Source organism: Sphingomonas paeninsulae (assembly GCF_003660165.1).
GTDB lineage: Bacteria > Pseudomonadota > Alphaproteobacteria > Sphingomonadales > Sphingomonadaceae > Sphingomonas_O > Sphingomonas_O paeninsulae.
In genome coordinates this window covers 2,535,274-2,548,982 of sequence record NZ_CP032829.1, presented here as the reverse complement: position 1 = coordinate 2,548,982, position 13,709 = coordinate 2,535,274, and the positions used below count along the sequence as shown (strand labels likewise).

At 59.8% G+C, this 13,709-nt stretch carries 9 protein-coding genes; all 9 read left to right on the top strand.

Translation table 11 applies throughout. The annotated features are described in order from the left end of the window. Positions 1-2 precede the first annotated feature (2 nt). The 9 genes from D3Y57_RS17970 to D3Y57_RS17935 all read left to right on the top strand — a co-directional run bounded on the left by D3Y57_RS17970 (position 3) and on the right by D3Y57_RS17935 (position 13,683). Positions 3-2,474 (top strand): beta strand repeat-containing protein, encoded by a 2,472-nt coding sequence (locus D3Y57_RS17970; protein ID WP_162987193.1) that lies wholly within the window; start codon positions 3-5, stop codon positions 2,472-2,474. Further along, positions 2,471-5,413, top strand: a complete 2,943-nt coding sequence (locus tag D3Y57_RS17960; RefSeq protein ID WP_162987192.1) for a beta strand repeat-containing protein — start codon at positions 2,471-2,473, stop codon at positions 5,411-5,413. The genes D3Y57_RS17970 and D3Y57_RS17960 overlap by 4 nt, the downstream gene beginning before the upstream one ends. 67 nt (positions 5,414-5,480) lie before the next feature. Beyond that, a complete protein-coding gene (gene cysS, locus D3Y57_RS17955; RefSeq protein WP_121154801.1) occupies positions 5,481-6,953 on the top strand; it encodes a cysteine--tRNA ligase in 1,473 nt (490 codons plus the stop codon). A 114-nt stretch (positions 6,954-7,067) separates the two neighbouring features. After that, positions 7,068-8,714 carry an acetolactate synthase large subunit gene (locus tag D3Y57_RS17950; protein WP_121154799.1) on the top strand — a complete coding sequence of 549 codons (1,647 nt, stop codon included), beginning with the start codon at positions 7,068-7,070 and terminating at the stop codon, positions 8,712-8,714. Between the two features lie 29 nt (positions 8,715-8,743). Beyond that, positions 8,744-10,177 carry an aldehyde dehydrogenase family protein gene (locus D3Y57_RS17945; RefSeq protein WP_121154796.1) on the top strand — a complete coding sequence of 478 codons (1,434 nt, stop codon included), beginning with the start codon at positions 8,744-8,746 and terminating at the stop codon, positions 10,175-10,177. A 164-nt stretch (positions 10,178-10,341) separates the two neighbouring features. Next, positions 10,342-10,755 (top strand): hypothetical protein, encoded by a 414-nt coding sequence (locus D3Y57_RS21455; protein WP_347400401.1) that lies wholly within the window; start codon positions 10,342-10,344, stop codon positions 10,753-10,755. Next, the gene (locus D3Y57_RS21450; RefSeq protein ID WP_347400400.1) at positions 10,725-11,288 is read left to right on the top strand and encodes a hypothetical protein; all 564 of its coding nucleotides are present in this window, start codon (positions 10,725-10,727) and stop codon (positions 11,286-11,288) included. The genes D3Y57_RS21455 and D3Y57_RS21450 overlap by 31 nt, the downstream gene beginning before the upstream one ends. Beyond that, complete coding sequence (locus D3Y57_RS21445) at positions 11,285-11,743, top strand: hypothetical protein (RefSeq protein ID WP_347400399.1); 459 nt, start codon at positions 11,285-11,287, stop codon at positions 11,741-11,743. The genes D3Y57_RS21450 and D3Y57_RS21445 overlap by 4 nt, the downstream gene beginning before the upstream one ends. Then, entirely contained in the window at positions 11,740-13,683 is a 1,944-nt protein-coding gene (locus tag D3Y57_RS17935) for a heme-binding protein (protein WP_121154794.1), read from the top strand. The genes D3Y57_RS21445 and D3Y57_RS17935 overlap by 4 nt, the downstream gene beginning before the upstream one ends. The last annotated feature ends 26 nt before the right edge of the window (positions 13,684-13,709 follow it).

The window sequence follows — 13,709 nt, the reverse complement described above, 5'->3', positions numbered from 1 at the left end:
CCATGTCGCGTGTATCCCGCCATCACTTGCTCGGTAGCTGTGCCGTTGCGCTTTCGATCGGCGCAACCGCTTACTCCCCGAACTCCGGGGCGCAGGTCTTTCTGAACCAGGCTTTGCAGGGCACCTATACGGTAACAACCGGTGCTATCGATGCTGCGCGTACGTCTCAGATGGCGGCCGCCGATAAGATCGTTGTGACGAGCGGTCAGACTGTGCTGGACTGGATACCAAGTGATAGCAACACGACCGGTACGATAGAGTTTCTGAAGCCCAATACGAGTGCCATGTTCGTCGGGCCGGCGGATTTTATCGTGCTCAATCGGGTTATCCCAACTGACACGAGCCGCGCTATCGCAATCAACGGGAATGTGTCTTCCACGATCGACCCAGGAATATCTGCGCCAAACAATGGGCCAATTGGAGGATCGGTTTGGTTTTATTCGCCGGGCGGCATAGTCGTCGGCAGCACAGGATCATTTAACGTCGGGAATCTGGTTCTGTCGACGGCCGAGTTGCAAATTGGCCCGAACGGACTGCTGAGCTCGGGCAACACAATCAACTTCGGCACGGTGGGCGCAGCTTCACCCGCAGGGTCCGGCGTAACCATCATGAATGGTGCAAATATCCAGTTGAACAATCCCGGCAGCTATCTTGCGGTCGTGGCACCGATCATCGTTCAGGCTGGCACGGTAAACGTCGATGGGTCGGTTGCATATGTCGCGGCCGAACAGGCGAACATCAGCATCGATGCCGGGCTGTTCAACATCAATTTCGTTGCCGGCACAACCGCAGCAAATGCCATAACACACACCGGAATCACAACCGGTCCTGCGCAAACCGGTAACGGCAACATCACAATCGCCGCGATCAGCAAGAATAACGCGATCACCTCGCTGCTGTTGTCAGGATTGATCGGCTATACACCGGCATCATCGGCGTCGGTTGAGAATGGGCAGGTCGTGTTGCTGGGCGGGTATTCCAATCCAACAGCTCTCACGCCGGTCGGTTCGGGCGTCACGAACATCCAAATGATCGGGAGTGCGCCCGTTTTATTCGGGAGTGAACTCCTTGAGGGCTTCACCTCCTCGGTGACGGCAAAGTCCAATGGTGACGTGCTCGGCTCATCCGGATCGGCGAGCACACCGCTCTCGTTTTCCTCGAACGTCACCCTGTTCGGAAATACATCGGCCCAGCTAAACGCAACCAATGGGGGCGTGCTGACCGTTGGTGGCAATCTGGCGCTCACATCCGTGTCGGTCGACGGCTCAACCGGTGGCACGGCTTCGCTAACCGCGGATTGGCTCAGTGGGACCGCAGCAAGTCTCACGGTCAATGGCAAGACGACACTCGACACCAGCGGATCTGGCTTGTTGGCGCAATCGGGTGCCGGCGGCACCGGCATCGGTGGTACTTCGTCCATTGTGGTCAAAGGTTCCTCGATGACGCTGTTGGGCGATACGATGTTGACCGCGAACGGCAGCGGCGGTGGATCGGACCTCCTCGGCGGAATCGGAAAGGGCGGCACTGCATCGATTGTTCTCCAAAACACGACGGGCGCGGGCCTGACCGCAACCAACCTTTCGCTGACCGCGAACGGAACGGGCGGCGAATATGGCTATGGCGCGCCAACCGGCGGCGCGGGCACAGGTGGAACCACGTCGTTTCTCGCCGATAACGCAGGCGTCGTCGGAACAAGCATGACGATGACGGCCAACGGATATGGCGGGCACGGCAGCGATGCCGGTACTGGTGGGACCGGTAAGGGCGGCAATATTACCTTCAACGCATCGTCCGGCAGCTTTACGGGAGCGTTGCAACTGGAAGCTGTTGGGACGGGTGGCGGCGGCGGATTGGCCAATGGGGGCACTCTCAGCGGCGCTGGCGGCGCAGGAGTCGGCGGAACAATCGGGTTTGTTGCCAGTGGTGCTTTCAATACATCGAACCTGACGGCGCTTGCCGGAAGCAACGGGGGGGATGGCGGCTACATCGAATCATCGCTCGGCGGAAGCGGCGGCGACGGTGGCCGCGCAAGTGACGGCAACGTGACGATCGCGATCACCGGCGGGAATTCCAGTTTCGGCGCCATCACTGCTGATACGACGGCGACCGGCGGCAACGGTGGAACTTCGCAAACCGGTAGCGGCGCGTCTAACATCGTTGCCAGTAAAGGCGGCGATGCAAGCGCGGGCGATGTGATCGTCAACATCACGGGCGGTACTTCGCAAATCCGCAGACTGACCGCCACCGCAGACGGATATGCCGGCGGTTCGGGCTATTCATCGATCGATCAGGGTGGAACTGCGACGACGGTCGCCGCCGCTGATGCAATGGGTGGAACGGTCGCGGTCAATATCGCGAGTACCGTAAATGGTCTGAATTCCATCTCGCTCTCGGCCGAAGGAATCGGCGGCTACGGTGCCTTTTACGGTGCCGCGGGCGCGGGTGGTATGGGAACCGGGGGACCGCCGGATTGACGGTTTCTGCGACTAACCTGTCGGTAAACGTCATCACGATTTCGGCGGCCGCTTATGGCGGAAGCGGGGGCTATAGCAATCAGGGTGCATCGGCTAACGGCGGCAATGCGAAGGGCGGAAACGCAAGCTTCGAACTCGCTGACAACGGGTCGCTGTCATTCATCAGTGAATTCCCACAATTCAACATGGATGCGAGCGGAAATGGCGGCGACGCACAATCATCGGGCGGAGGATACAACGGGGGACGCGGAGGCGACGGAACCGGCGGCAACATAACCGTGCTGGCCAATCAGTCGATGCTCGATCTGTCGCCATATCCGCTCTCTTTCAATGCGGGCGGCTTCGGCGGTCAGGGCGGCAGCGGCGGCGATGCCGACCTCCAGGCCACCGGCGGCTCAGGCGGCACGGGCGGCAACGCTGTCGGGGGAAACCTGACGCTTCGGTCGACCGGTGCGAATGCGCAACTCATCTTTGGTAACTCGGAGTTTGGATACGGTGTTACTGCTATAGGCGGCGGCGGCGGGACCGGTGGCCAAGGCGGTCTTGGCGGAAGTGGAAGCACTGGCTCTGACGGAATGCCTGGTGGAGTCGGGGGTGACGGGACGACCGGACTGGTCGGCTTCAATGGCGGAATCGGTGGCGTTGGCGGCGTCGGAACGGCTGGCACGCTGACCATCGAAGCCAGTAATCTCGGCGTCGTTTCGGCGGGTACCATGGCATTGTCTGCGAATGGGATCGGGGGCGATGGTGGCCTGGGCGGTTTTGGCGGTGTCGGCGGCAGTGGCGGCAACGGTGGTGTAGGCGGTGCGGGTGGCCCCAACCAGAACGGCGGCGCAGGCGGCAACGGCGGTCTTGGCGGCTTGGGCGGAGATGCCGGCGGGAACGGTAACGCTGGCTATGGTGTTGGCGGCAACATCGTCATTTCAGCGAACGGGGGCAGTATCGTCACCGGCGACCTGACGACCTCTGCAATCGGTCATTCAGGCTTTGCCAACCTCGCCACCGAAGGCGAGGATGCTCAAAACCGCGGGGGTAGCGGAGGTTCCGGCGGCCTCGGCGGAGCAGGCGGTGCGCCGGGACCGGGAACGGGCTTCGAACCGATCCCTGGAGTAGCGGGAGCCGACGGATCGAACGGACCGGATGGACTCGATACCGCCTTCCTGGGCGTGCCCAACGCAGGAAGCGCCGGTGGCACGATCTCATTCACGACATCCACGGTCGGGGCCTCGCCGGGAAGCATGAACCTCGGTCTGGTATCTGCAACGGTGGATGCAATCACGAACGAGTCCATCGGCGCCGTACATAATGGTAATTTCGGCTCGATTTCGTTCGGCAGTCTTGGCCCAACGAATGCGGGGCAGACGATGCAATTCGCAGGACTCGTCGCGAACGCAGGAACAGTTGACGGTGCCGACGCCAGCGGAGCGATCTCCTTTGCATTGAACAATCCGCTTTCGGTTGCCGGCAATGTCATCTTGACCAGTTCCGGAACCGTCAATGTAAATGCGGTCGGCGCAGGTTCTCTGTTGGCGAATGGCTCCGTCACGATCAATGCCGGGACTACGATCGGCGTCGATCATCAGAACCCGTTGATCGGAACAGGAGTGCCGCCGTTCGCCACCATTAGCGGAAGCTCACTCCAGTTCGAATCCGGAGGACGCGGTCAGGGCAATGGTGCCACGACCATCAATGGCGTCATTACCGGCACGACGATCAGTTTCAGATCGACCGACATCATAATCACGCCAAATGCGACCATCGGTACGGCAGGGACGACGACGCAGGTTAGTTTCACCAACACATCGACAAGCGCAACAACGATCGGCGGTAGCGGCGCTGCGTCCGGCTATGTGCTGGACAATGCGGAATTGCAGCGTGTCAGATCGAACAACCTGGCGGTTTTCGCGCCATTGCCACACAGCGGTGCGTCGGCGGGGATGCAAACACCGGCATCTATCAATCTCAATGCGCCGGACGTCATAATCGACACGCTGAACCTCAGCGGCGGCGCCGGCGGTGCTTTTTCCGGCGGAACCTTCAGGGTGCAGACTGCTGGCAAGTTGCGCCTTGTCGGGCCAGTTGTGCTTACCGACCTGAACAGCTCGAATCGCTTTGAAATCGTTGCAAATAACGCCATCGAAGCATTGCCGACCAGTTCGGTGATGATGACGGCAACGGGCGGCGCGCTCGCTGGCACGCTCGCGCTGACATCGGCGGACATCATTGCGGGCTCGGCGAGCGCCCTTACGGATGTTGCAGCGGCTGGCGACCTGACGGCGGCCAGCAACCGCATCGGCATGAACGATGGTCTATCGGCACGCGACAATGGCTATTTCGCGGCCGGTGCCATCGTCGCGACCGTCGGTAACAGCATCTACATCCAGAACACCGGCGCTGCGACGACGGCGACCGGCATCGACTATGGCGCTCGCCGCGGCTTCACGGTTGGCAGCGGTGGCCTGACGATCGTCCAATCAGGCAGCACCCCGATCAAGATCGCGATCAATGGGCGGCAAGTCATGTTCTCTCCCACTACCGGGGCAGCAACTGGTTATTACACTGGTACGGACTTGATCCCGAGGGTCAACATCCTCGGTTTAGGCAGCGACCCTTCTTCGGCACCACCACCGGGAAGCTTCGACCCACTGTCGACAATCAACGGCTGCACGATCACCGCAGCAAGCGCTTGTGTTAACACCGTTGTCGTCATCCCCGATCCCGGAATCAGCATCGCCCGCGACACGATCCAAAACGCGACCGAGCAATTCGCGTCGAGCGCACAATTGCTGCCCGTCGCGCTGATTCAGTTCCAGGATTTCAAAGGTTTTATCGACCAGCCTCTGATCGACGAACCTGTGACCGGTGCTGGCAATGACGATCTTTACTCGCTGGACGATGCAAAGAGTGGAAACCCCGACCAGAACACGCCCGTTAAATAGGGCTGTTTTGGTCAGGGGCGCTGTCGCCAGTTGACGAATAGCGCGGGGTTGCCGCAACGCCGTCCTCATGACCAATTCACCCATCCGCTTGTTCAACAGCCTGAGCCGCACCGTCGAACCATTCGCTCCCATCGAACCGGGGCACGCGCGTATCTATTCATGCGGGCCGACGGTCTATCACTACGCCCATCTCGGCAATCTGCGGGCCTATGTGTTCACCGACACGTTGCGGCGGGCGCTGGAATATAAGGGGTTGGAGACGACGCACGTCATCAACATCACCGATGTCGGCCACCTGACGTCCGATGCCGATGCGGGCGACGACAAGATGGAAGCAGCGGCGGCTCGTGAGAAAAAGACGATCTGGGATATCGCTGCCTATTATACGACAGCGTTCAAGGCCGACGTCGCCGCGCTGAACATTCGCCAGCCCACGCGCTGGTCGGTTGCCACCGATCATATCGACGACATGGTGAATTTCGCGGAAAAGATCGCCCCCGAACATTGCTACGAATTGCCGACCGGCCTGTATTTCGACAGCAGCACAGTGCCCGATTACGGCAGCCTTGCGCGCGCCGTCACCGATGAAGGCGAAGGCCGGATTGCCGAAGTGGGGGGCAAACGCCACGCATCCGATTTCGCGATATGGCGCAAATCGCCAGAGGGCGAGCAGCGCCAGATGGAATGGGAGTCCCCGTGGGGCAAAGGCGCGCCGGGCTGGCATCTCGAATGCTCGGTAATGAGCATCAAATATCTGGGACCACAGTTCGATATTCACACCGGCGGCATCGATCACCGCGAGATTCATCACCCGAATGAGATCGCACAGAATCAGGCATTTACCGGTACGTCCGCGACCGGCGCGAACTGGTGGATGCACAACAACTTCCTCGTGACGCGGACCAGTAACGAAGCCAATAACGAGAGCGGCGATGGCACGGCAAAGATGTCGAAATCCAAGGGGGAGATCGCGACGTTACAGGCGCTGGTCGATCGCGGCGTCCACCCCCTCGCCTATCGCCTGATGTGCCTGTCCGCCCATTATCGCAGCGAACTGGAGTTTTCGGGTGAGAATCTGATGGCGGCGCTGACGCGGCTGAAGCGGCTGGTGATGGTCGTGCTGCCCCTGCGCGGGAATGAGGATGAGGTCGTACTGCCACCCGCCGCCATCGCGCTTCTCGAAAAATTCGATGAGGCGATCAGCGACGATCTCGCCCTGCCCCGCGCGCTGCCGCTGATCGAGGAAGCTGCGACGACAAAGGCATTTCGCCCGGCTGTCAGGCTTCATCTGGTCGAACGGATGGATGCGGTTCTGGGTCTGCGGCTCGACAGTATCGAACGCATCGACCTGCGTTTGCGACCTGACAATGCGCCCCTGACGGAGGACGACATCGAGGCGTTGCTGGCGGCTCGTAAAGATGCGCGGGCGACCAAGGATTTTGCTGAATCAGATCGGATTCGCGACAATCTGGTTAACGCGGGAGTAGAGGTTATGGATGGCGATGCGCTTGGCTGGGATTGGAAGCTAAATCTCGCGTAATTGTCATGTAAAGCGCGTGGACCTGCCCGCCCGATACTGGTAGCGATCCGCTGCTGATGCGGGAACATACCCGCACGGATCGCTGCTAAGATTTAAACGGGGGATATGCGACTCATGACCAAGGCTTCTGACCTTTTCATCCAGTGCCTCGAAGACGAGGGTGTCGAGTATATTTTCGGTGTCCCCGGAGAGGAAAATCTCGACTTCCTCGATTCACTTTCGCGATCCACCAAAATCAAACTGATCCTGACACGCCATGAACAGGGCGCGGGCTTTATGGCCGCGACTTACGGTCGGCACACGGGTAAAACCGGAGTTTGTCTCGCGACACTCGGACCGGGCGCGACCAATTTCGTAACAGCCGGTGCTTATGCCCAGCTTGGCGGAATGCCGATGATGATGATTACCGGGCAAAAGCCGATCAAGAAGTCAAAGCAGGGCCGTTTCCAGATTCTCGATGTTGTCGCGATGATGGGGCCGATCACCAAATATACGCACCAACTCGCCAGCGCGGACAATATCCCGAGCCGGGTACGCGAAGCGATGCGGTTGGCCGAGGAGGAAAAGCCCGGCGCGGTTCATCTGGAATTGCCAGAAGATATCGCCGACGAGCAGACGGATTCGATCCCCATCCCGCGCAGTATCGCGCGTCGTCCATCCGCAGATCCAAAGGCAGTTGCCGCGGCAGTTGAAAAGATTCAGGCGGCAAAGGCTCCCGTGCTGGTGATCGGCGCGGGTGCAAACCGGACCATGACATCGAAAATGCTGCTCGAACTGGTCGAGAAAACCGGCATCCCGTTCCTGACGACGCAGCTTGGCAAGGGCGTCATTGATGAACGCCATCCAAAGTTCGTCGGTTGTGCGGCGCTTAGTGCGGGTGACTTCGTTCATCGCGCGGTCGAGGCTTCGGACTGTATCGTCAACATCGGCCATGACGTGATTGAAAAGCCGCCGTTCTTCATGCGTCCGGGTGGGCCGCACGTCATTCACATCTCGTCGAAATCCGCCGAAGTCGATCCGGTCTATTTCCCGCAGATCGAGGTCATTGGTGATATCGCCAATGCGATCTGGCAAATCAAAGAGACGATCACAGTCAACCCCGCGTGGGATTCGGGGGTGATGCTAAAAGCACGCGCCGCTGAAGTTGCCCACACCGCCAGCCTTTCGGGCGATCAGCGGTTTCCGATCTACCCACCACATCTGGTGGAACAGGTCCGCGGCGCAATGCCCGACGATGGCATCATTTGCCTCGACAATGGCGTTTACAAAATCTGGTTCGCACGCGGTTATACCGCTTACAAACCAAACACCGTGCTGCTCGATAACGCGCTCGCGACGATGGGTGCCGGCCTGCCCAGCGCGATGATGTCGTCGATGGTTTATCCGGATCGAAAGGTCATGGCGATCTGTGGCGATGGCGGGTTCATGATGAATTCGCAGGAAATGGAAACCGCTGTTCGTCTGAAACTGAACCTGACCGTGCTGATCCTGAACGACAACAGCTATGGCATGATCCGGTGGAAACAGGCGAACATGGGCTTCAAGGATTGGGGCCTGACCTATGGCAACCCCGATTTCGTGAAATACGCCGAAAGCTATGGCGCGTTCGGGCACCGCGTTGAAAGCGCGGCGCATCTCGACCAGTTGCTGAAACACACCATGGCGACGCCGGGTGTGCACCTTATCGACTGCCCCGTGGACTATTCGGACAATGACCGGATTCTGAACCACGATATCAAGGAACTGGCCAAAGCGGTTTAAAGTTCGCTTGGGGGTTTGCGGAGACTGAAATGCCAATTTTGAAAGATGTTTACCCTCTTTACCTCGCGAACGAGGCGAAGCAGCCGAATACCGACCTGGAGGTAACCGACAAATTCACCGGCAAGGTCGCGTTCCGGTGCGCGCAGGCAGATGCAGCGACGATCGACGCGGGGATTGCCGCTGCTGTCAAAGCTGCGGAGCCGATGGCACGGCTTGCGGCCTATGAGCGGCAGGCGGTGCTGATGCATTGCGTGACGCGGTTTACCGAACGGTTCGACGAACTGGCCTATGCTCTGTGCGTAGAGGCAGGCAAGCCGATCAAGGACAGTGAAGGCGAAGTTGGCCGTCTGATCGACACGTTCCGCATTGCTGCCGAGGAATCGGTGCGGATTACGGGCGAAGTTCAGCCGCTCGACATCGCCGCCCGCGCAAAGGGGTATCAGGGCATCTGGAAGCGCGTTCCGATCGGCCCATGCAGTTTCATTTCGCCGTTCAACTTTCCGCTGAACCTTGCCGCGCACAAGATTGCACCTGCGATTGCGATGGGCTGCCCATTCGTGATGAAGCCCGCGAGCCGGACACCGCTCGGTGCGCTTATCATTGGCGAAATCCTTGCCGAAACCGATTTACCGAAGGGCGCATTTTCGATCCTGCCAGCGCATCGCGACGGGGCGGACCTGTTCACCACCGATGATCGCCTGAAGCTGTTGAGCTTCACCGGCTCGCCGGGCGTTGGCTGGGATCTGAAGGCGAAGGCCGGCAAGAAAAAGGTCGTGCTGGAACTCGGCGGAAACGCGGCCGTCATTGTCGATCACGACGCTAATCTGGACGATGCGCTGGAGCGGATCGTGTTCGGTGCATTTTACCAGTCGGGCCAGTCGTGCATCGGCGTGCAGCGGATCATCATCCACGAGAGCGTGTATGATAAGTTCCGCGACATGCTGGTCGCCAGGACCAAAACACTGGTTTCAGGCGATCCGAAGGACCGCAACACTTTCATCGGTCCGATGATCGACGTGAAAGAAGCGTCGCGGCTCGATGGCTGGATTCAGGAGGCGGTCGCCGCAGGTGCAACGCTGCTGTGCGGCGGGGCGCGTGACGGATCGATGCTCGAAGCGACGTTGCTAGAGAATACACCCCGGAATACAAATGCTTATCGCGAAGAAGCTTTTGGTCCGGTCGCTTTGCTTTCAAAGTTCAGCAACTTCAATGACGCGCTGGAAGAAGTGAACGACAGCAAATTCGGATTGCAGGCAGGCATATTCACGCGCGACCTGTTCAAGACACTCGATGCCTGGGATCGGCTCGAAGTCGGCGGTGTCGTCATCAACGACGTACCAAGTTACCGCGTCGATAACATGCCTTATGGTGGTGTGAAGGACTCTGGTTTGGGTCGTGAAGGCGTGAAATTTGCGATGGAAGACATGAGCGAAATTCGAAATCTGGTAATTCGTCGGACTTAGATAAACGTTGTTTCGGGGCGATGTACGAACTGGTCGGGAATACCAATTCTGCCTTGCCACGGCGGCTACTCCTTCGTTAGAGTTGCGGAACGACAAGGGGTAGCAACGCTAGATTGTGAAGTATCGACCGACCCCTCCCGGGGCCGGACGGGGGGTATTTGCGGGTGCGTCAATTTTTCAGTGCAACGATACGTCGCCGCGCGGCCGCTTTCTGGGCGGCAGGATTGTGCCTGGCGCTGGCCGCATCCGCGCTGACATTCGGCCTTGTCGGCGGAACTGTTAAAGCCGCCCTTCCAGCAGACAACATCCACCTCGGCGTAGCATCCTGTGGCGGAACGACCTGCCACGGACGGCAGGAAGCCGATGGCAAAATAGTCCGGCAGGATGAAATACTGCGCTGGCAGGAACCGTCCTCACCAACCGGTGCCCATTCGCGCGCTTATGCCGTCCTGTCCGCACCTCGGGGCGCGCAATTGCTGCGCGGCTCGGTATCGGACCCGCAACTTCGGCAGGCGAATGCCTCGGCTGTCACGCAGATGCACCTCCCATGGGCAAACGCGGTGCGCAATTTCGCCTGAGCGATGGTGTGGGTTGCGAGGCTTGCCACGGCGGCTCATCGGAATGGATCGCCAGCCACCGCGCCGTCGGTGGAACTCACGCCGCTAACGTCGCAAAAGGGATGATCCCGCTCGATCGCCCTCAGGTCAAAGCGGCAGTATGCCTCGATTGCCACTTTGGTTCGGCCGACGGCGGCCAGTTCGTCAGTCATCGCATGATGGCGGCCGGACATCCCCGCATCAGCTTCGAACTCGACCTGTTTTCCACGCTACAACAACATCATAACGAAGACGCCGACTATGCCGCGCGAAAGGGACGCACCAACAATGTGCGCGTCTGGGCCGTCGGTCAGGCAATGGCCCTCGACCGCGCACTCTCGCTCTACGCAAACCCACAATATGGGACAGAGGGCGCATTCCCCGAATTCTATTTCTACGATTGCCACAGTTGCCACCGCCGGATCGAAGACTCAGAAACCTTCAAACCGACAGCACTCGACAACCCTGGCCGTAACATCGCCCCCGGCACGCCCCCTTCAACGACGAAAATATGATCATGCTGTCCGCCGCCGCGCGCGTGATCGCCCCTGTCCTCGCCGCCCGGTTCGATACCGACAGCAAGGCATTTCACCATGCCAATACCGAAAGCCGAGCAGCGGCAATCGCTGCCGGTACTAAGCTCCGGGCATCGGCCCGCGCGTTGGCAGAGGCATTTGGTTCGGCGACTTTCGATCGCACCCGAACGATGGCGATCATCGAGAGTATCTCGAGCGAAGCAATTTCGCCTCGCTTCACCGACTACACCGGCAGCACCCAGTCGGTGATGGCGGTCGATACCTTGCTCAACGCGATGGTCAACGCGGGCCAGGTGCCGCCGGGGTCTGCTCAGGCTATCCGGGGTGATATCAACCGAGCCTATGCTGCGGTGAAAGATCCGAACGATTATCGCCCTCTCGAATTCCGCCGGGCCTTGGGCAGCGCGGTTCGCACGATCAGGACGCTGCGATGAAGATATTCAAGCGCACGGCAAGCACGATTGCCATCGCTTCGCTCCTCCTCGCCTCATGCGGTGGCGGCGGGACCGATAACAACGGGACGCCCGCAGCGACACCCCCTGCATCCCCTCCGCCGACCGCGCAATATACAGTTCCGGCACAGGAATCGCTGTCGGTGGCGGATGTTCAGACAGTGCTTGCGGGAGCAGTATCGGAGGCACAGGCGCGATCCGCACCCGCCGTTATTGCCGTTACCGATCGCGTCGGCAACGTACTCGCGGTGTTCAACATGACGGGCGCGAATCCAACGGCGGTAACTGGCCCAGCACCAAACGGCCAGAATATCGACGCGCAAAATTTGACCATTCCCGCCGCAGCAGGAGCAATCGCAAAGGCCATCACCGGCGCTTATTTATCGAGCGGCGGCAACGCCTTCTCGACGCGGACAGCATCTGAAATCGTGCAGGAACAGTTCCCGCCCGCACCGTCGCAGACCCCCGGACTAGAGAGCGGCCCTTTGTTCGGCGTGCAATTCAGTTCGCTTCCCTGTTCCGATTTGTCGACTCGTTTCGGGACTGCCGGATCGGCAGCTCTCATCGGTCCGAAGCGCTCACCTCTGGGGCTATCGGCAGATCCGGGCGGCTTTCCATTATATAAAAACGGCGTGCTGGTCGGTGGCATCGGAGTCATGTCCGATGGTCAATATGGTTCCGATCCCGACATCACCAATATCGATAACAGTGATGAAGAGTTCATCGCGCTCGCCGGGACCACAGGGTTCGACGCTCCCCTAACGATTCGCGCCGATCGCATCACGGTGGACGGAACATTGCTGCGGTATAGCGACGCGACATCTGCCGGGTTCCGGCGCACTGGGGCCGCCCCGAGCTATGCTGCTATCAGTGGCTCTGGCAGCCTGCTCGCGATCAGGGGCTACAGCACAGCAGCAATTATTGCCGGCACCGCCTATGGAACCGAGGCGTCGGGTATGCGCCCCTCCACCACCGCAGAGTTTGCCAACCGCGACGCTTTCGTTCTGACAGACGGTACGGGAGTCGATCGTTTTCCAGTGCAAAGCGGGACCGACGGCGCTCCGATCACACTCGCCGAAGCGCGCGCTCTGCTCGAAGAAGCGTTCACCGTGATGAGCCGTGCACGCGCCCAAATCCGTCAGCCTCTGGATAGCAGAGCGCAGGTTTCGATCAGCCTTGTCGATACTAGCGGGACCGTTCTTGGCATCGTGCGTTCGCCCGATGCGCCGATCTTCGGCACTGACGTCTCCCTGCAAAAAGCGCGAACGGCGATGTTCTTTTCCAGCGCCAGCGCGGGTGGAGACTTACTGTCCGACCCGTCACAGGACGTTCGTGATTTCGTACCTAAAACTCGCACCTTCCTGAATGATCCCGTGGCGCTTACCGGCAAGACCGCGTTTGCAGTTCGTTCGATCGGCAATTTGGCGCGGCCCTATTTCCCCGATGGAGAACTCGGGCGCCCGAATGGCCCGCTATCGCGTCCGATCGGCCAATTCGGGCCGTTTTCAACCGGATTACAATCGGCATTGATTTTGCAAAACCTCGGCGAACATCTAGCGTTCGTTGCCGGCGGGCCTACCGATACTCCGCAACGCTGCACCAAAATCACGAACTCGTCCAAACTCGCCAACGGGATACAGATCTTTCCTGGCGGTGTGCCTGTCTATCGCGGCTCGCAACTCGTCGGCGGGCTGGGCGTATCGGGCGACGGTATCGATCAGGATGACATGATTTCATTTCTGGGTACGTCGAACGGCGGCCTTCGGATCGGAACCGGCATCGGCAACGCGGACACGGCAATTCGCGCCGACCAGATTCTGATCGCCCTGTCCAACAGCCCCGGCGTTCGGCTGCGTTACGTCTCATGCCCCTTCGCGCCATTTCTCGACACCGCGACGCAGAATGTGTGCGAGGGGCGCTGAGTTGGCCATCATTGCACCATTTCTAC